Origin of the sequence: Rhodococcus sp. OK302, assembly GCF_002245895.1 — a bacterium.
Classification (GTDB): Bacteria; Actinomycetota; Actinomycetes; order Mycobacteriales; family Mycobacteriaceae; genus Rhodococcus_F.
Map to the genome: position 1 here is coordinate 2,506,223 of NZ_NPJZ01000001.1, position 19,646 is coordinate 2,525,868.

Consider the following 19,646-nt stretch of genomic DNA (forward strand, 5'->3'; position numbering starts at 1 on the left):
ATGACCATCGCACGAGGCCGCGGCGACCAGTTTCTACTGAGAAGTCGCAAGCTCGCCCGAATGCCACTCAATGTGCTCGACCGCGCCGGCGAACAAATGTCGTTCTATGCGCGTGCCATTGCCTGGACTCCGCGCACACTGCACCGCTACCGCAAGGAAACGCTTCGACTGTTGGCCGAAGTTACCTTCGGCAGTGGCGCTTTGGCTGTCATCGGCGGAACCATCGGCGTAATCGCGATGATGTCGGGATTCACCGGCGTCGTGGTCGGATTGCAGGGATTTGCCGCACTCGAGCAGCTGGGTAGTTCGGTTCTGACCGGCTTCCTGTCGGCGTACGTCAATACCCGTGAGATCGCTCCCATCGTTGCTGCTCTCGCGCTTTCGGCCACAGTGGGTTGTGGTTTCACCGCCCAACTGGGAGCGATGCGAATCTCGGAGGAGATCGACGCACTTGAGGTCATGGCAGTGCCGTCGGTTCCTTTCCTGGTCACGACGCGCATGATCGCCGGCTTTGTTGCCGTGATTCCGCTGTACATCGTGGGCCTGCTGGCTGCCTATCTCGCTTCGCGCGTGATCAGCACCGTGTTCAACGGGCAGTCGACGGGCTCGTACGACCACTACTTCAACTTGTTCCTGCCACCGCAAGACGTGTTGTACTCGTTTGCCAAGGTCCTGGTCTTCGCGTTCGTATTGATTCTGATCCACTGCTACTACGGGTTTCACGCGTCGGGTGGTCCCGCGGGTGTGGGCGTGGCCGTCGGTCGCGCCGTTCGCGCTGCCATCGTGACCATCGCGGTACTGGACTTCTTCCTCAGCCTCGCAATCTGGGGAACCACGACGACAGTGAGGGTGGCCGGATGATCGAGGCTCCGTCAGTCCTGCGCCGCCGTGTGCTCGGACTTGTGTTCTTCGTTGTGCTGGCACTGTTTCTCGTCTTCACGATCGGAACATTCAACAAGGCGTTCAAGGAGGTCGTGAAAGTTGACCTCGTCACGGATTCCGTGGGAAATGCCTTGCCACCCAACGCCGATGTGAAGGTTCGTGGGTTGTTGGTGGGCGAGGTACGTTCGGCGTCAACCACAGACGGCCAGGTAACTTCCGTTCTTGCGATCGACCCGGATAAAGCGGATCTGATCCCGTCCAACGTCACTGCCCGTCTACTTCCGAAGACGCTGTTCGGCGAGCGCTACGTGTCGTTGATCGTCCCGGAAGGGACTACGGCACCACCGATTTCGGCTGGAACCGTGCTTCATCAGGACAAGAGTGGCAACGCCGTCGAGGTGGGTGAAGTCCTCGACGGTTTGCTTCCCCTGCTGCAGGCAATTCCGCCGCAGGACCTCGCGAACACGCTCGGTTCACTTGCACAAGGACTTTCGGGGCGTGGCACCGAACTCGGATTCACCGTCGATCGACTCGAAGAGATCTTCCGAGAGGTCAACACCGAACTGCCTGCAGTCCAAGAAGACTTGCGCAAGTTCGCAGACTTCTCGCAGACGTACTCCGAAGCCGCGCCCGATGTGGTGAATGCTCTCGATAGTCTTCGGACTACCGGAACAACGGTGGTCGAGAAGAAGAATCAGGTAAACACCCTGCTGGCATCGTTGACTGTAACGTCCTCGAACACCGCAGCCTTCCTCGAAACCAACGCGTCGTCGATCATCACCTTGGCCGCTGACTCCACGGAAGCACTGCAGTTGTTGGCGCAGTACTCACCGACATTTGGGTGCACCTTCAAGGGATTCTCGGACGCGGCACCGGACGCAGCGCAGATCCTTTCGGTCGACGCACCCAATCCCGGTGTCCGTGCAAACATTCAGATCGTGAATCCGAAGGGGCGCTACCTGCCCAACCAGGACGAACCTCGGCTCGTGGATAACCGTGGACCGGTGTGCTACGACAACGTGACCGAACCCGGCATGCCTTTCCCGCAGTACCCCGGTGGTTCGTACGGTGACGGTTCCTACCAGGTTCCTTCGCGAAACGGTGGACCGGAAACCATGGAGTTCCTGCCGGCGCCGGCAGGCTCCGGACCCCAGATGTTCTCGACAAACAACAGCGGTCCCGTGCAGCAGGCCGGGTACGCCGGCTCGAAACTCGAAGAGGATACGTTGAAGGTGATTTACGGACAGGCTAATGGTGTTGCGCCGGAGAATGTTCCGTCGTGGACAACCATGGTCAGCGCTCCCGCCTTCGCCGGCGCGGAGGTGAGCTTCCAATGAGAGGTCTTGCAGCTCCGCTGACAAAACTCATCATCTTCATCGTCGTGACCATCTTGGCTACGGGCTTGCTTGCAGCGAGTATCGCGAACCTCGGCGGAGGCGGCGGAACCAAGTTCAATGCCGTGTTTTCCGATGTCACGTCGTTGAACGAGGGCGACGAGGTTCGTATCGCCGGCGTTCGTGTCGGTCAGGTCGAGAAGATCGCGATCGTCAACGACAATCAGGCCGAAGTAGAGTTCTCGGTTTCCGATCGAGACTGGTTGCCGGCCAGTTCCATTGCCACGATCCGCTTCCGCAACCTTGTCGGTCAGCGATACATTTCTCTGGCGCAGGGGGAGGGAAGTCAGGGCAAGAAGCTGAACGCGGGCGACACGCTGCCACTCGATCAGACTCGTCCCGCCGTCAATCTCACGACGCTGTTCAACGGCTTCAAGCCGCTGTTCACCACACTCAGTGCTGAGGACGTGAACAAGCTCTCGTACCAGATCATCCAGGTTTTCCAGGGTGAGTCGGGAACGATCGGTGAACTAGTCCGCAACACAGCGAGTCTCACCAATACAGTGGCAGACAAGGACGCAGTCATCGGGGCAGTCATCAAGAACCTCAACGATGTACTCGCGACGGTGAATGCGAATGACAAGAACCTGGATTCGCTCATCATCAACACTCAACAACTGGTGACCGGATTGGCCAACGAGCGGGGTGTTGTCGGTTCCGCAGTCACCTCACTCGCGGGTCTGACCGACGCGACCGCCGATCTGTTGGAGCCGACGCGTCCCTCGATTCAGGGGTCGATCACCGCGCTCAACACGCTGGCGACAACTCTGAATCGTCGTAGTGACGATGTGAATTCGGTGCTGTCGACGTTGCCGGTCAAGCTCGAGAAGTTGGCGCGCGTGGCCAGCTACGGCTCGTGGTTCCAGTTCTATCTGTGCGGAATCGACATCATTGCCGGTCCCGGGCAGTCGACGTCGCTGAACTTGCCGACCGGGCTGCCTACCGTCAATCAGCCGATCTACACCAACGCGGCCACCCGATGCACTCAAGACGGAATCAAGGAGTTGCAGGGCCGATGAAAAAACGTCGCAGTCCGGCAATGGCCGGCGCCATCGGCATCTTCGTGGTGCTACTGGCAACTTTGTCCGCGTTCTTCCTTGACTCGCTTCCATTCGTCGGTGCAGGTTCGTCGTACGCTGCCGAATTCACAGAAGCCGCCGGTCTCAAGCCCGGCAACGAGGTTCGTATCGCCGGCGTCAAGGTCGGCAAGGTAACGTCCGTCGACCTCGATGGCGATCGTGTGCTGGTGGACTTCAAGGTGAAGGACGCGTGGGTGGGGGACCAGACATCGGCGTCCATTCAGATCAAGACGATTTTGGGTCAGAAGTATCTTGCTCTCGATCCGCGTGGCACCGAGAACCTGGATCCGAAGGAACGGATTCCGCTGGCACGCACCACGTCTCCGTACGACGTCGTGCAGGCTTTCTCGGCAGCGTCCGACACGGTCGGTGAGATCGACACCGACCAGTTGGCCAAGAGCATGGAAACGCTGTCCGAGGCATTCTCCGAGACCCCGGATGATGTCCGGGCCTCGCTCGACGGTGTGAGTCGGTTGTCGCAGACGATCGCGAGCCGCGACCAGGACTTGCAGAAGCTGTTCGAGGCAACCGGAAAGACTTCGCAGATCCTGGCTGACCGGAACGTCGAATTCACTCAGCTGATCAGGGACGGAGGATTGCTGGTGCAGGAGTTGAACAATCGCCAGCAGTCGATTTCGCAACTGCTCACCGGAACTCAGCGAGTGTCGCAGCAGCTCACCGGTCTTGTCCGTGACAACGAGGCGGCAATCGGACCGGCGTTGACGCAACTCAACGGTGTCATCGACATTCTGGAAGCCAACAATGAGAGCTTGGACAAGGCGCTGAAGCTCTACGAACCCTTTATTCGCTTGTACGCCAACGTGGTCGGTAACGGTCGCTGGTTCGATCAGGTCGTCGTCAACCTTCTCCCGCCGGGTCTGCCGGACATTCCGGGTTACCGCGAACCGATGCGTACGTTGGGAGGCAACTGATGGCTGACACTGCAGAAGCCGGCACCGGCTCCCGGAAGCGTTTTTTTGCAATAGTCGCTGCGGCGTTAATCGGTGTGCTGGTTATCGTCGGGGGCCTGTGGTGGGTGTTGACCCGTGCCGGCACAACCACGATTACGGCATACTTCGACAAGTCGATCGGAATTTACGACGGTTCCGACATTCGAGTTCTCGGCGTCAAGGTCGGCAGCGTCACGTCGGTCGAACCGCAGGGTGACCAGGTCAAGGTCGAAATGCGAGTCGATCGTGGGATCGATATCCCGGCGGATGCCAACGCGGCACAGATCACGCCGTCGGTGGTTGCCGACCGCTACATTCAGTTGACGCCCGTCTTCACCGGCGGCGACAAGATGGCGAGCGGCTCGGAGATCCCGATCGAGCGAACTGCGACGCCGGTCGAGGTCGACCAGTTGTATGCCAGCATCAACGACCTCTCGTCGGCGCTCGGTCCGGAAGGCGCGAACAAGGACGGTGCGCTCTCGAAGTTCGTGGAGACCGGCGCAGCCAACCTGGACGGAAACGGACTTGCCTTGGGAGAGAGCATCACCCAGCTGTCCGACGCGGCCCGCACCTTGAACGACTCGCGAGACAACATCTCGATCACGATCAAGAACCTCAATACTTTTGTCGGAGCGTTGGCAACCAACGACCAGCAAGTGCGCCAGTTCAATACGCAGTTGTCCGACCTCACCGGTTTTCTGGCCGGCGAGCACGAGGATCTGGGCGCCGCTCTGAACCAGTTGTCGTTGGCTCTCGGTGACGTCGCGAAGTTCGTGGCAGACAACCGAGATCAGTTGGTGACCACCGTAGACGGTTTGGTCGCACCGACTCAGACGTTGGCGAACAACAAGGAAGGGCTGGCAAATACCTTGACCATGTTGCCGCTTGCGATCTCCAACCTCGTGAACTCGTACGACGCCGAAGCTGGTGTTCTGGCTTCACGTTTGGCATTCCCCGACCTGGAGAATCCGGCCGCTGTGTTGTGCAAGCTGATGGATGTCGGCAAGTTACTTCCCGGTGATCCGCGATTCGAGCAGTTGGGACGGCAGATGCAACCGGCAATCGATCAGTGCGCCGGCGTTGCAGCGATGTCGGATGCGGCAGAGAAGGCGAAGAACCTGAATCTTCCCTTCGGGATTCTGGCCGGTCCGGAGCGGCAGACCCAGGTAGTTCCGGGCACAGTACCCGGTGTTGTGTCACCGCGACTGACCAGCGGGGAGGGCGAGTGAAGCGCACATTGATTGTGGGTGCGGGCCTCTGCGCGGTGTTGCTCGGCGCCACGGCCTGCTCGTCGGAAGGCATCTACGCCGTTCCGCTTCCGGGTGGACCCGACGTCGGATCGGATCCCATGAACGTGACCATCCAGTTCGACGACGTCCTGGATCTTGTTCCGCAGTCTGCTGTCAAGGTTGACGGTGTTCCGGTCGGCCGGGTCGAGAAGGTGACGGTCGGTCCGGACGGTTGGACTGCCGACGTGAAAATCATCTTGGATTCTTCGGTTGACCTGCCGGCCAATGCCGTTGCGGCAGTGGAACAGACCAATCTGCTCGGCGAGAAGTTCATTCAGCTTTCGGCTCCGCCCAGTGGAGCGGACACAACGGCGAAATTGGCTAATGGTGACCTGATCACGCTGGATCGGACGCGTCATGCCACCGAGATCGAACAGGTGCTCGGCGCATTGTCATTGCTGCTAAACGGCGGCGGCGTCGGTCAATTGCAGCCCATCGTGCAGGAACTCGGCGCTGCCTTCGACGGGCGTGAAGGAAAGACGAGAAGTCTTCTGGAACAGGCAAACACGCTGATCGGTGGATTGAACGAGCAGCGCGACGACATTACCCGGGCCCTGGACGGGCTCGATATTCTGTCCACTCGTGTCAACGATCAGAATGAGAAGATCAGCAAGATTCTCGAGGAATTGCCTGTTGCGACACAGGTTCTCAACGAGCAGCGTCCGCAGTTGACGCAGATGCTCACGCAGGTCGATCGTCTCGGAACTGTAGGCACTGATGTCCTCACTGCGTCGAAGAACGACCTGATCGCGGACCTGCAGGCATTGCGGCCGACGCTGCAGGCGTTAGCAGATTCGGGTGACGATTTTGTGGGCGCACTTCCGTTCCTCCCGACCTTCCCGTTCCCCGACGGCGTCGAGAAGATCACTCAGGGTGGATCCGTGAACCTCTTCCTGGTGGTCGACTTGCAGATCGGCAACACACTTTCCGGACTCGGTGTCGGACAGGGAGATCCCGAGTATCGCCAACCGAAGTTCGGTGACCCCAAACCGGTGGTCGATCCGTCCAACCCCTACTACAACGGGAATGGTCCACGGCCAGGTTGGCCGACGGTCTCACTCCTCCCGATCGCGCCGATCCTGCCGCAGTTGCCGGTGGTCGCCGCATTGCCGGTGGCGCCGACAGGTGACGCGGTTGCTCCTGCCGCGAACGGCCCGCTCAACCCCATCCAGGGAATGCTGGATCAGTTCGGAATCGGTGGTGGACAATGAGATCAGCTCTGGTCAGATGGCAGCTCGTCGGCTTCGTGCTGGTTGCGCTTTTCGGTCTCGTCTATGTGGGCGCGAAGTACGTACGTCTCGACAATCTGATGGGTTTCGGTCAGTACACGGTCAAGACGGAATTGGCGACGTCCGGCGGAATCTTCACCAACGCCGAGGTCACGTACCGAGGTGTGCCGGTGGGACGCGTCGGCGATATGTCGTTGACGTCCAACGGTATCGAGGTCGATCTGATGATCGACAGCAGTGCCCCACAGATTCCGGCGTCCACGAAGGCAGTGGTGGCCAACCGCTCGGCTATCGGCGAGCAGTTCGTGGATTTGATTCCTGACACCGATCAGGGTCCGTTCCTCGAGGACGGATCCGTGATCGCGGTGGGTGACACCACGACGCCGATTCCGGTGGAAGAGGTGCTGGGCAGCGCCAACGGTTTGGTGCATTCCGTTCCGGTCGACGCACTCCACACCGTCGCGGTCGAGTTGGGCGCAGCGTTCAACGGTAAGGGTGAAGACATCCAGGTCCTCGCAGATTCGCTGTCCGGTCTCTCTCAGTCCGGATTGGACACGCTGCCACAGACTCTCGGACTGATCCGAGACAGTGAGACTGTGCTCACGACGCAGTCGGATCAGTCGTCGGCGATCAAGCAGTTCAGTGCTGATCTTGATATTGTTGCCGCACAACTGCGTACGAGCGACCCCGACATCAGGCGTTTGATCGACAACGGCATCCCCGCGAGCGATCAGATCGGGGCGCTCATCAACGAGGGCGGTCCGTCGCTGACCACCGACCTCACCAATCTTGCGGCGACCACCAAAACCTTGGCCCCACGCGCGATTGCATTGCAACCGTTCTTGATCTTCCTGCCGGGCTTGGCAGCGGCGGCCCCGACAGTGGCTCCGGGTGACGGAACCGTGCATCAGGGGTTGGTGCTCGAGACCAACAATCCGCTCTCGTGCACAGTCGGATACGAAGGCACGATGGCAATCATCAACGACATGAAGCGCAAGGACCCGAACTTCGACGACACACAGCAGGACTTCCCGTTGAACACGGCCGCGTCGTGTGAGGTTCCATTGGGTAGCGAGACCGGCGTCCGAAGCGCCAACCGGGTAATCTACGCCGATCCAGACACGATCCAGCCGTGGGATTTCAAGCCGAAGGTAGACCCGGACAAACTGAACCTCAATCCGATCGCGACTCAGTTGGCGCCGTTGGTCGGAGTTACGCCCAAGTAATCCGCGTGCGAGGTATCGGAGTCTGTGCAGCTCAGGCAACTTCAGTTGTGGCAGTTGAGAGTTCGTGGCCACAGTCTGGGCAATACAGTTAAGTAGGGTTGTGACGTGATTCAGAAAAACAGTTCGAAGGGGTCGACAGCTCCGCTTGTTGCGGTCGGTGTTCTCCTCCTGGTGGCACTTGTTGCGCTCGGTGTGTTCGGTGTCGGGTATTTCAAGGCACGCAACGTTGCCGAGATTCGCGACGAGGCATTGGTAGGGGCTCAGCAAGTTGCGATCAATCTCAACAATGCCGACGCCGCCAATCTCGATGCCTCGATCGCGAACATGCGGTCATCGGTAACCGGAGACGAGATGACAACGTATCTGCAGACCGTTCAGGACTCCATCACGGATGAATTGCGGAACTCCGGATCCAAAGCGGACACGGAGGTCGTGCAGGCCGCACTCTCCGAACTCAATACGGACGATCGGACTGCAACGGCGCTTGTCGTCGTGAAGGTGACCACCACCCAGGGCAACCAGTATGTGAAGAATCAGCTCGGCATGCGGCTGGGCATGGTCGAGGTGGACGGTGTCTGGAAGGCCCAGTCGGCTGAACCGATCGGCAACCGGGTGGATCTGGATTCGGGAACGCTGCCGGGCACTGATGGTTCCGCGGGTTCCGCGCCGGCTTCTGGTGCACCGACAGTCCCCGGTGTGCCGACATCTCCTGATGCCGTGACCCCAGCGCCGGCGCCGAGCGAAGGCGGCGATACCGGTGGTCAGTAGTCACCCGACCCGGTCTGCAGCGTCAGGACCGAATTCGCGGATCTGTTCAGTCCTTCGAAGGAGAAGCGCGTAATGCCGCCCAAGCGCAAAGCCGGGATGCCGCCGGTCAATCCGAACCGACGGCCGAAGATCGCCGGATCAGCCCGCTCGCTGAACGTCCCGACAGGGACGTCGGGTACCGAACCCGTCGAGGCTGAGGCAATCGAGAAGACATCACCTTCAGTCGAGACGCCGGCTGAAGTAACACCGACCGTCGAGGCAACACCGACCGTCGAGGTTCCGAAAACAAGCCTTAAGAAGAGCCAGGCGCCTCAGCCGGCTGAATCGACCCAGGACGAGGTCTCGGCTGATGCTCCGTCCGAGCCCCAGGCGGGGGAGGCCGTGGCGGAAACCACTGAATCTTCCGTGGCCGAGCATTCGAGTCGAAGCCAGTGGGGTCTCGTCGCGGGGGTCGGGGCGGCCGCAGTGGTGGTCGCGGTGTTCGCCGGCCTCGCGTTCTTCAAAGTGGGCGTACAGATGGACGACGTTGCTTGGGTGGACGAGGGCGCAACGGCGGAAGTGCTGCGGATTACGCCTCCGGCGTTGGAAGCCGTGTTCACATTTGCTCCCGATACCTTCGACGCTGATTTCGACAAGGGCGTACAGGGGCTCAATCAAGCCATGCGCGACCAGTTGACTCAGTACAAGGACACACAGAAGGCCGGCGTCGAACAGACGCAGACGGCGACTACAGCGGACGTCACGGAGATCGGCATTACGCGGCTCGAAGAGGACCGGGCGCAGTTGCTCGCTCAGTTGAACGTGAGTTCGACCCAGAGTGGAGTGGCAGCCGGTTCGCGGTCGGGGATGGTTGTCGTCAGCTTGGAGAAGCAGGACGGGAACTGGCTGATCTCGGAGATCAAGGATCGCTAGAGTCCTGGCGATGTTCGAGAATCTGGACCGGAGTGGAAATTCCGGTCCAGATTTTTCATTTCCAGGCTAAGGTCTCGGTACAATGTCCCGGATGTGTTCGAATCCTCGTTAATCTGATGTTCGAATACCGCGACACGCCCTGGCGCTCTTGACGCAACGGGCCGCAAGGTCCAGTCTGATCGGTGAACACGCGCAGACCCTGGATCGACGGCCTACGCCAGTACCTGAATCTGACCCCTCCGTACACCCGACTCGACATTTCCTGAGTAAGGGTGTACTTTTGGACGTTGCGCTGGCTGCCTCCTGTCCACCCCTCGTCTCAACCGCTGCGAAGTCAAGAACTTCTTGCTTTCTGCGACGGGTTTCGTTCGGGTTGTAACCAGCGAAATTCGAAGCAGATACAGCGGCGGTCGCAACAGTACGGAGCGGCCCGCGTGAGGTGCTGGAAGGACGCATCTTGGCAGTCTCTAGCCAGACCAAGGCAGTTTCCGGAATCCCCGGAGCCCCGAAGAGGGTTTCGTTCGCGAAAGTTCGCGAACCCCTCGATGTTCCCGGGCTTCTTGATGTTCAAACCGATTCGTTCGAGTGGTTGATCGGCGCGCAGAGTTGGCGCGAACGAGCAGCAGCTCTCGGCGACAATGCAGTGTCCGGCGGTCTCGAAGACATCCTCGCGGAGCTTTCTCCGATCGAGGATTTCTCCGGCTCTATGTCACTCTCCTTCTCTGATCCTCGATTCGACGAGGTCAAGGCCTCGACGGACGAGTGCAAAGACAAGGACATGACCTACGCGGCGCCTTTGTTCGTCACCGCGGAGTTCATCAACAACAACACTGGTGAGATCAAGAGCCAGACGGTCTTCATGGGTGATTTCCCGATGATGACCCCTAAGGGCACCTTCATCATCAACGGCACGGAGCGCGTGGTCGTCTCGCAGCTCGTGCGTTCTCCCGGTGTGTACTTCGACGTGAGCGTCGACAAGAGCACCGAGAAGGATCTGCACAGCGTCAAGGTGATCCCGGGTCGTGGCGCATGGCTCGAATTCGACGTCGACAAGCGTGACACCGTTGGTGTCCGTATCGACCGTAAGCGTCGCCAGCCCGTTACCGTCCTGCTCAAGGCACTCGGCTGGACCACGGAGCAGATCACGGAGCGCTTCGGCTTCTCCGAGATCCTCATGGCCACGCTGGAGAAGGACAACACCGCCGGCACCGATGAGGCGTTGCTCGATATCTACCGCAAGCTGCGTCCGGGCGAGCCCCCCACCAAGGAGAGCGCGCAGACTCTGCTGGAGAACTTGTTCTTCAAGGACAAGCGTTACGACCTCGCTCGCGTGGGTCGTTACAAGATCAACAAGAAGCTGGGCCTGAACGCTGGTCAGCCGATCGTTGCATCGACGCTCACCGAAGAAGACATCGTCGCGACAGTCGAGTACCTCGTGCGTTTGCACGCTGGCGACCTGTCGATGACGGCTCCGGACGGCGTCGAGGTTCCCGTCGAGGTCGACGACATCGACCACTTCGGCAACCGTCGTCTGCGTACCGTCGGCGAGCTCATCCAGAACCAGATCCGCGTGGGCCTGTCCCGCATGGAGCGCGTGGTTCGTGAGCGCATGACCACGCAGGACGTCGAGGCAATCACGCCTCAGACACTGATCAACATCCGCCCGGTCGTCGCTGCGATCAAGGAGTTCTTCGGAACGTCCCAGCTGTCGCAGTTCATGGACCAGAACAACCCGCTGTCGGGGCTGACGCACAAGCGTCGTCTGTCCGCCCTCGGCCCGGGTGGTCTGTCCCGTGAGCGCGCCGGCCTCGAGGTTCGCGACGTTCACCCGTCGCACTACGGCCGCATGTGCCCGATCGAGACTCCGGAAGGCCCGAACATCGGCCTGATCGGTTCTCTGTCGGTGTACGCACGAGTCAACCCGTTCGGGTTCATCGAGACGCCGTACCGCCAGGTTGTCGACGGACAGGTCACCGACGTCGTCGATTACCTGACTGCCGACGAAGAGGACCGTCACGTCGTCGCTCAGGCCAACTCGGCCATCGACCGTGAAGGCCGCTTCACCGACGCGAAGATCCTTGTCCGTCGTAAGGGTGGCGAGGTCGAGTTCGTCTCGTCCACCGACATCGACTACATGGACGTTTCGCCGCGCCAGATGGTGTCCGTCGCTACCGCGATGATTCCGTTCCTCGAGCACGACGATGCAAACCGTGCCCTGATGGGCGCGAACATGCAGCGTCAGGCTGTCCCGCTGGTTCGCAGCGAGGCTCCTCTCGTAGGTACCGGTATGGAGCTGCGTGCAGCTGTGGATGCCGGCGACGTCATCATCACCGAGAAGACGGGCGTGGTGGAGGAAATCTCCGCTGACTTCGTCACGGTTATGGCTGACGACGGAAGTCGCAAGACGTACCGGATGCGTAAGTTCGCTCGCTCCAACCAGGGCACCTGCGCCAACCAGCGTCCGATCGTGGACGAGGGACAGCGCGTCGAAGCCGGCCAGGTTCTGGCCGACGGTCCTTGCACGGAGAACGGCGAGATGGCGCTGGGCAAGAACTTGCTCGTCGCAATCATGCCGTGGGAAGGCCACAACTACGAGGACGCGATCATTCTGTCGCAGCGCCTCGTGGAAGAGGACGTCCTGACCTCGATTCACATCGAGGAGCACGAGATCGATGCCCGCGACACCAAGCTCGGTGCCGAGGAAATCACTCGCGACATCCCGAACGTCTCCGACGAGGTCCTCGCTGACCTCGACGAGCGCGGCATCATCCGTATCGGTGCCGAGGTTCGTGACGGCGACGTGCTGGTCGGAAAGGTCACGCCGAAGGGCGAGACCGAGCTGACCCCCGAAGAGCGCCTCCTTCGCGCCATCTTCGGTGAGAAGGCTCGCGAGGTTCGTGACACGTCCCTCAAGGTTCCTCACGGTGAGACCGGCAAGGTCATCGGCATCCGCGTCTTCTCGCGTGATGACGACGACGATCTGCCTCCCGGTGTCAACGAGCTCGTCCGCGTGTACGTGGCACAGAAGCGCAAGATCCAGGACGGCGACAAGCTCGCCGGCCGCCACGGTAACAAGGGCGTCATCGGCAAGATCCTGCCGCAGGAAGACATGCCGTTCCTCTCGGACGGCACGCCTGTCGACATCATCCTGAACACGCACGGCGTCCCGCGTCGTATGAATATCGGTCAGGTCCTGGAGACCCACCTCGGGTGGATCGGCAAGACCGGCTGGAATATTCAGATCGCGGCTGACGGCACCCGTCCGGACTGGGCTGCGACCCTGCCGGAAGAGATGCTGTCCGCTCCCGCCGACTCGAACATCGCCACCCCGGTGTTCGACGGCGCGAAGGAAGACGAGCTCACTGGTCTTCTTGCCTCCACAATCCCGAACCGTGACGGCGAGCAGATGGTCGGACCCGACGGAAAGGCCACCTTGTTCGACGGCCGCTCCGGCGAGCCGTTCCCGTACCCGGTCTCGGTCGGTTACATGTACATCATCAAGCTGCACCACTTGGTCGACGACAAGATCCACGCTCGTTCGACCGGTCCGTACTCGATGATCACGCAGCAGCCTCTCGGTGGTAAGGCCCAGTTCGGTGGCCAGCGCTTCGGTGAGATGGAGTGCTGGGCGATGCAGGCCTACGGCGCGGCTTACACGCTGCAGGAACTGCTGACCATCAAGTCGGACGACGTGGTCGGTCGAGTCAAGGTGTACGAAGCCATCGTCAAGGGCGAGAACATCCCGGAACCCGGCATCCCCGAGTCGTTCAAGGTGCTCCTCAAGGAGCTCCAGTCGCTCTGCCTCAACGTGGAGGTGTTGTCCTCGGACGGTGCTGCCATCACGATGGCGGACGGCGACGACGAGGACTTGGAGCGAGCTGCAGCGAACTTGGGCATCAACCTGTCCAGGAACGAAGCAGCGACGGTCGACGACCTCGCGAACTAGGTTTCGGTCCCCGGGTTGCTCTTTCAAGAGCAGCCCGGGGGCGTAGTTCACATTTGAATTGGCAGTCAGGTTGCCGGGTAACCGGCAACCGTAACCCCAACGGGGAAAGGAAGTTACGTGCTCGACGTCAACTTCTTCGATGAACTCCGCATTGGCTTGGCCAGCGCAGAGGACATCCGCAATTGGTCCTACGGCGAGGTCAAGAAGCCGGAGACCATCAACTACCGAACGCTCAAGCCTGAGAAGGACGGACTCTTCTGCGAGAAGATCTTCGGCCCCACCAGGGACTGGGAGTGCTACTGCGGTAAGTACAAGCGTGTCCGCTTCAAGGGCATCATCTGTGAGCGTTGTGGCGTCGAGGTAACTCGCGCCAAGGTTCGTCGTGAGCGCATGGGTCACATCGAACTGGCCGCACCGGTCACGCACATCTGGTACTTCAAGGGTGTGCCGAGCCGCCTCGGTTACCTGCTCGACCTGGCTCCGAAGGATCTCGAAAAGATCATCTACTTCGCTGCCTACGTTATCGTCGGTGTCGACGAGGAGCTCCGTCACAACGAGCTGTCCACCCTCGAAGCCGAGATGCAGGTCGAGAAGAAGGCTGTCGCAGATCAGCGCGACGCCGATCTCGAGGCACGCGCACAGAAGCTCGAAGCAGATATCGCCGAGCTCGAGGCAGAGGGCGCCAAGTCCGATGTCCGCCGCAAGGTCAAGGACGGCGGCGAGCGCGAAATGCGTCAGCTCCGTGACCGCGCACAGCGTGAGCTGGATCGTCTCGACGAGATCTGGACCACCTTCACCAAGCTGAGCGTCAAGCAGCTCATCATCGACGAGCTCCTGTACCGCGAGCTTGTCGACCGTTACGGCGAGTACTTCACGGGTGCGATGGGCGCAGAGTCCATCCAGATCCTGATGCAGAACTTCGACCTCGACGCCGAAGCAGAGTCTCTTCGCGAGACGATCCGCAGCGGCAAGGGCCAGAAGAAGCTGCGTGCTCTCAAGCGCCTCAAGGTGGTTGCGGCTTTCCAGACCAACGGCAACTCGCCGATGGGCATGGTCCTCAACGCTGTTCCGGTGATCCCGCCGGAGCTTCGCCCGATGGTTCAGCTCGACGGTGGACGTTTCGCGACGTCCGACCTCAACGATCTGTACCGCCGCGTCATCAACCGCAACAACCGCCTCAAGCGACTGATCGATCTCGGTGCTCCCGAGATCATCGTCAACAACGAGAAGCGGATGCTGCAGGAGTCGGTCGACGCACTGTTCGACAACGGTCGTCGTGGACGTCCGGTCACCGGACCGGGTAACCGCCCGCTGAAGTCCCTGAGCGATCTGCTCAAGGGCAAGCAGGGTCGTTTCCGTCAGAACCTCCTCGGTAAGCGTGTCGACTACTCGGGTCGTTCGGTTATCGTCGTCGGTCCTCAGCTGAAGCTGCACCAGTGTGGTCTGCCCAAGCTGATGGCTCTGGAGCTCTTCAAGCCGTTCGTGATGAAGCGTCTGGTTGATCTGAACCACGCGCAGAACATCAAGTCGGCCAAGCGCATGGTCGAGCGCAAGCGCGTCCAGGTGTGGGATGTCCTCGAAGAGGTCATCGCCGAGCATCCCGTGCTGCTCAACCGTGCACCTACGCTGCACCGTCTGGGTATCCAGGCATTCGAGCCGCAGCTGGTCGAGGGCAAGGCCATTCAGCTCCACCCGCTGGTGTGTGAGGCCTTCAACGCCGACTTCGACGGTGACCAGATGGCTGTGCACCTTCCGCTGTCCGCGGAGGCGCAGGCCGAGGCTCGCATCTTGATGCTGTCCTCGAACAACATCCTGTCGCCCGCTTCGGGTCGTCCGCTCGCCATGCCGCGTCTGGACATGGTCACGGGTCTGTTCCACCTCACTCGTCTCGACGAGGGTGTTGTGGGCGAGCTCGTTGCGCCGAGTCACGACAGTGCCGAGCAGGGCGTGTACTCCAGCCCCGCCGAGGCACAGATGGCCGTCGATCGTGGCGCGCTGACGGTTCAGTCGCTCATCAAGGTGCGTCTGACCACCCAGCGTCCGTCGCGTGAGCAGGAGAACGAAGTTTTCCCCGAGGGCTGGAAGTACGGCGAAAGCTGGACTGCAGTCACCACTTTGGGTCGCGTGCTCTTCAACGAGCTGCTTCCGGCGGACTACCCGTTCGTCAACGAGCAGATGCCGAAGAAGCGTCAGGCAACGATCATCAACGATCTCGCCGAGCGTTACCCGATGATCGTCGTTGCTCAGACCGTCGACAAGCTCAAGGACGTCGGCTTCTACTGGGCCACGCGTTCCGGTGTCACCATCTCCATCTCGGACGTTCTCGTTCCGCCGGAGAAGCCTGCCATCATCGAGGACTTCGAGGCTCAGGCCGACAAGATCGAGAAGCAGTACCAGCGTGGTGCTTTGGACAAGAAGGAGCGCAACAGCGCTCTGGTCACCATTTGGCAGGAAGCGACCGAAAAGGTCGGCAAGGCCATGGAGGCTCACTTCCCCGACGACAACCCGATCCCGATGATCGTGAAGTCCGGCGCAGCCGGCAACATGACTCAGGTTCGTTCGCTCGCCGGTATGAAGGGCCTGGTGACAAACCCGAAGGGTGAGTTCATCCCGCGTCCGATCAAGTCTTCCTTCAAGGAAGGCCTGACCGTTCTCGAGTACTTCATTAACACTCACGGTGCTCGTAAGGGTCTGGCCGATACCGCTCTGCGTACCGCCGACTCGGGTTACCTGACCCGTCGTCTGGTGGACGTGTCGCAGGACGTCATCGTTCGCGAGACCGACTGTGGCACCGAGCGCGGCATCGTCACGACCATCTCGGAGAAGCAGGCCAATGGCTCGATGATCCGCGATGCTCACGTCGAGACCAGCACGTATGCACGTACGTTGGCTGCCGACGCGATCGACGAGAACGGCAACGTCATCGTCGAGCGTGGACACGATCTCGGTGACCCCGCGATCGACGCTCTGCTCGAGGCCGGCATCACGCAGGTCAAGGTCCGTTCGGTCCTTACCTGCACCACCGGCACCGGCGTTTGCGCCACTTGCTACGGCCGTTCCATGGCCACCGGCAAGCTGGTCGACATCGGTGAGGCTGTCGGTATTGTTGCCGCACAGTCGATCGGTGAGCCCGGTACCCAGCTGACCATGCGTACTTTCCACCAGGGTGGTGTGGCAGGAGCCGACATCACCGGTGGTCTGCCGCGTGTCCAGGAGCTGTTCGAGGCACGTGTGCCGAAGGGCAAGGCTCCGATCGCGGACGTCACCGGTCGGGTACAGCTCGAAGACGGCGATCGTTTCTACAAGATCACGATCGTGCCGGACGACGGCGGCGAAGAGGTTGTCTACGACAAGCTCAGCAAGCGTCAGCGTCTGCGTGTCTTCAAGCACGCCGACGGCGAAGACCGCCTTCTGACAGACGGTGACCACGTCGAGGTTGGACAGCAGCTCATGGAAGGTGCTGCCGATCCCCACGAGGTCCTGCGAGTCATGGGTCCGCGTCAGGTTCAGATCCACTTGGTCAACGAGGTCCAGGAGGTGTACCGGAGCCAGGGTGTGTCGATCCACGACAAGCACATCGAGGTCATCGTGCGCCAGATGCTTCGTCGCGTGACGATCATCGATTCCGGTGCCACCGAGTTCCTGCCCGGCTCGCTCACTGAGCGCGCCGAGTTCGAATCGGCCAACCGCCGCGTTGTCGCTGAGGGCCGCGAGCCCGCAGCAGGCCGTCCGGTGCTCATGGGTATCACGAAGGCGTCGCTCGCGACGGATTCGTGGCTGTCCGCGGCATCGTTCCAGGAGACCACTCGCGTCTTGACCGATGCGGCAATCAACTGCCGCTCGGACAAGCTGATCGGTCTGAAGGAAAATGTCATCATCGGAAAGCTGATCCCTGCCGGTACCGGTATCAACCGTTACCGCAACATCCAGGTTCAGCCCACCGAAGAAGCTCGCGCCGCTGCCTACGCAGTGCCCGCGTACGACGACCAGTACTACAGCCCGGACGGCTTCGGCCAGAACACCGGCGCTGCAGTTCCGCTGGACGACTACGGCTTCAGCAACGACTACCGCTAGCGGTTAGTTCGTGAGAAACCCCCTACCTCGAAAGAGGTAGGGGGTTTCGTGCTTTTCAGGAGTAGCCGGGGTCAGTTGGACGAACCGCATGTCCATCGAGCTTTCCTTCGCATAGGTGACGAGAGGATAGCCGACTTTCCGGCTCCGACGCAGACGGTCAGCGCGGAACGTGAAATTCGAGCAGCGTTGCGACGGCGTCGTCGAGTTCTACCCACGGCACGGGCACGGACAATACAGCGATCGCTGATGTCGGGAATTTGTCCTTGATGCGCCCGGCCGCTTCGGAATTTTCATTGGATGCCAGATCGAGTGCAGTCCAAGGGATCCCGGGTTCGTGGCCGACAACGAGGAGGGTCCTGACGCTTTCGGACGTGGTTCGGACGGCGTTGATCACGTCCGCGGGGGAGCCGCCGTAGATGGATTTCTCGAACCCCGTCGGCGCCTCGATTGCTGTGGCCGCCAAAGTTTCCACGGTTCGGCGCGAGGTAGAGCACAACACGGCGTCGATCGGTGGGACGTTTTCCCGGAGCCATTCTCCGCCGATTCGCGCTTCTCTGAGCCCGCGATCGGCGAGTGGGCGTTCGTGATCGCGAATGCCTTCGGGGTAACTGGACTTTCCGTGTCGCATGAGTACGAGGGTGCGGTGGTCGGCCATGGGTTCACGGTATCCGCTGTTGCGTGAGAAGTCCGGTTACTCTGGAAGAACAGACCTTGAAGGAGGTTTCGATGGCGGGCAAGAAACTTGACCGAAGCAATTTTGATAGAAGCAAGGCCCGGACTGCGCTTGAAGTGGTACGCGAGAGTCCGACCATCGCGCTCATTACCGTCGCGCCTGCCGTGGTGGTGTTCGGAGTTGTGTGGTGGCTGTTCGGTTTCTGGGCCGCAATCCTTCTTGCGGTGATCTTCGGCGTCGGGGCGGTCGTGACCCGGAAGCTCCGTTAGAGTGCGCTGACTCGCGCAACTGCACGTAGGGCGTCGCCGACCAGGAACCACACAGTGAGACCGGCGTTGTCGATGCGGTTTCGGAGGATGACCTCGTCGCCGGCGACGATGGGCGAGAGGTATTCGATCAGCGCCCGGTGCGGTACTGATCGCAATTCCGTACGCGCGCTGATGATCTCCTCGACGGCTTGCCAGTAAACAGCGTTGTTGACGTGGTCGAAGGGATCGATATCGGTCACGCGCAGGGCGAAGGGAGTGTCGAGGACGTCCGGTTCATCGGCCTGCGGGGCGTTGTCTGCGATGACGCGCTTCCATTTCAGGCGGTGTTCGTCGGTCGACTCTTCGAGAGGTTTCATGAACTCGTCACTCATGCGGGTGGGTATGCCGGACTCGGGGCTGATGTGGATCCAGAATCCCTCGGTTTCCATGAGGGCACCGTTGCTTCCGTCGAAGCGCACGCGCATGTTTGCCCATCGTGTCGAGAATCCGGAGCACCAACGGGTCAGGGTCAACTGTTCTGGCCAGATCGCCGGGCGAATGACATCGATGACGGTACGACGCACAATCCACAGTGGGTGGGTTTCGATGGCGCCAGCAGCTTCGATGTTGTCGTTGCCGATGTCTTGAAGATAGCGGGCAACGGCATCGAGTCGAACCTGTTTGGCTGCGTCGATATCGCCGGTGCGAACGGGACGCGATTTGACGAAAGTCGGACCCCGGGTCGGCTGCGGGGCGAGTGCGAGATCGGGATTCACGAGACGATTCCTGTCGGCTGGGTGTTGGCTGATTGTGTCAGGTCGTCTGTGCAGCGGTTACCTTGCTGGACTGCAAGTCCGAACCGGCGGTGATGGCCGGATGCCGATGTGTTGCTCTATGACCTCTATTTACCTCTTCTTTGAGATAATGAGTTCAGTCCGCAGGTGACTCGCGTTTCGACGGCGGTGCTGCCGGGGAG

At 60.7% G+C, this 19,646-nt stretch carries 14 protein-coding genes; 12 read left to right on the forward strand and 2 right to left on the reverse strand.

Annotated elements, in window-relative coordinates; genetic code table 11:
• From BDB13_RS11790 to BDB13_RS11840, 11 genes are all read left to right on the forward strand, one after another.
• Window positions 1–861 carry an MlaE family ABC transporter permease gene (locus BDB13_RS11790; RefSeq protein ID WP_094271803.1) on the forward strand — a complete coding sequence of 287 codons (861 nt, stop codon included), beginning with the start codon at window positions 1–3 and terminating at the stop codon, window positions 859–861.
• Window positions 858–2,219, forward strand: coding sequence for an MCE family protein (locus tag BDB13_RS11795; protein WP_094271804.1), 1,362 nt, complete (start codon window positions 858–860; stop codon window positions 2,217–2,219). Before BDB13_RS11790 ends, BDB13_RS11795 begins: the two co-directional genes overlap by 4 nt.
• On the forward strand, window positions 2,216–3,295 hold the full coding sequence (locus tag BDB13_RS11800; protein WP_094271805.1) for an MCE family protein: 1,080 nt from the start codon (window positions 2,216–2,218) through the stop codon (window positions 3,293–3,295). The genes BDB13_RS11795 and BDB13_RS11800 overlap by 4 nt, the downstream gene beginning before the upstream one ends.
• The gene (locus BDB13_RS11805; protein WP_094271806.1) at window positions 3,292–4,287 is read left to right on the forward strand and encodes an MCE family protein; all 996 of its coding nucleotides are present in this window, start codon (window positions 3,292–3,294) and stop codon (window positions 4,285–4,287) included. Before BDB13_RS11800 ends, BDB13_RS11805 begins: the two co-directional genes overlap by 4 nt.
• Entirely contained in the window at window positions 4,287–5,534 is a 1,248-nt protein-coding gene (locus tag BDB13_RS11810; protein ID WP_094271807.1) for an MCE family protein, read from the forward strand. Before BDB13_RS11805 ends, BDB13_RS11810 begins: the two co-directional genes overlap by 1 nt.
• Window positions 5,531–6,805 (forward strand): MCE family protein, encoded by a 1,275-nt coding sequence (locus tag BDB13_RS11815; protein WP_094271808.1) that lies wholly within the window; start codon window positions 5,531–5,533, stop codon window positions 6,803–6,805. The genes BDB13_RS11810 and BDB13_RS11815 overlap by 4 nt, the downstream gene beginning before the upstream one ends.
• The gene (locus BDB13_RS11820; protein ID WP_094271809.1) at window positions 6,802–8,049 is read left to right on the forward strand and encodes an MCE family protein; all 1,248 of its coding nucleotides are present in this window, start codon (window positions 6,802–6,804) and stop codon (window positions 8,047–8,049) included. Before BDB13_RS11815 ends, BDB13_RS11820 begins: the two co-directional genes overlap by 4 nt.
• A 105-nt stretch (window positions 8,050–8,154) precedes the next feature.
• Window positions 8,155–8,817 (forward strand): hypothetical protein, encoded by a 663-nt coding sequence (locus BDB13_RS11825; protein WP_094271810.1) that lies wholly within the window; start codon window positions 8,155–8,157, stop codon window positions 8,815–8,817.
• Window positions 8,818–8,889: 72 nt separating this feature from the next.
• Window positions 8,890–9,729 (forward strand): hypothetical protein, encoded by an 840-nt coding sequence (locus BDB13_RS11830; protein ID WP_094271811.1) that lies wholly within the window; start codon window positions 8,890–8,892, stop codon window positions 9,727–9,729.
• Window positions 9,730–10,168: 439 nt separating this feature from the next.
• Window positions 10,169–13,675: a DNA-directed RNA polymerase subunit beta gene (rpoB, locus tag BDB13_RS11835; protein ID WP_094271812.1), complete on the forward strand. Its 3,507-nt coding sequence runs from the start codon at window positions 10,169–10,171 to the stop codon at window positions 13,673–13,675.
• 117 nt (window positions 13,676–13,792) lie between these two features.
• Complete coding sequence (locus BDB13_RS11840; protein WP_094271813.1) at window positions 13,793–17,749, forward strand: DNA-directed RNA polymerase subunit beta'; 3,957 nt, start codon at window positions 13,793–13,795, stop codon at window positions 17,747–17,749.
• A 157-nt stretch (window positions 17,750–17,906) separates the two neighbouring features.
• Here the strand turns inward: BDB13_RS11840 and BDB13_RS11845 are convergent, their stop codons facing one another.
• Window positions 17,907–18,404 (reverse strand): SixA phosphatase family protein, encoded by a 498-nt coding sequence (locus BDB13_RS11845; protein WP_094271814.1) that lies wholly within the window; start codon window positions 18,402–18,404, stop codon window positions 17,907–17,909.
• A gap of 71 nt (window positions 18,405–18,475) precedes the next feature.
• On the opposite strand from BDB13_RS11845, the gene BDB13_RS11850 reads away from it, so the two are divergent.
• The gene (locus BDB13_RS11850; RefSeq protein ID WP_094271815.1) at window positions 18,476–18,691 is read left to right on the forward strand and encodes a hypothetical protein; all 216 of its coding nucleotides are present in this window, start codon (window positions 18,476–18,478) and stop codon (window positions 18,689–18,691) included.
• On the opposite strand, the gene BDB13_RS11855 is transcribed toward BDB13_RS11850, so the two are convergent.
• A complete protein-coding gene (locus tag BDB13_RS11855; RefSeq protein WP_094271816.1) occupies window positions 18,688–19,446 on the reverse strand; it encodes an acyl-[acyl-carrier-protein] thioesterase in 759 nt (252 codons plus the stop codon). The genes BDB13_RS11850 and BDB13_RS11855 overlap by 4 nt on opposite strands.
• Between the last annotated feature and the right edge of the window lie 200 nt (window positions 19,447–19,646).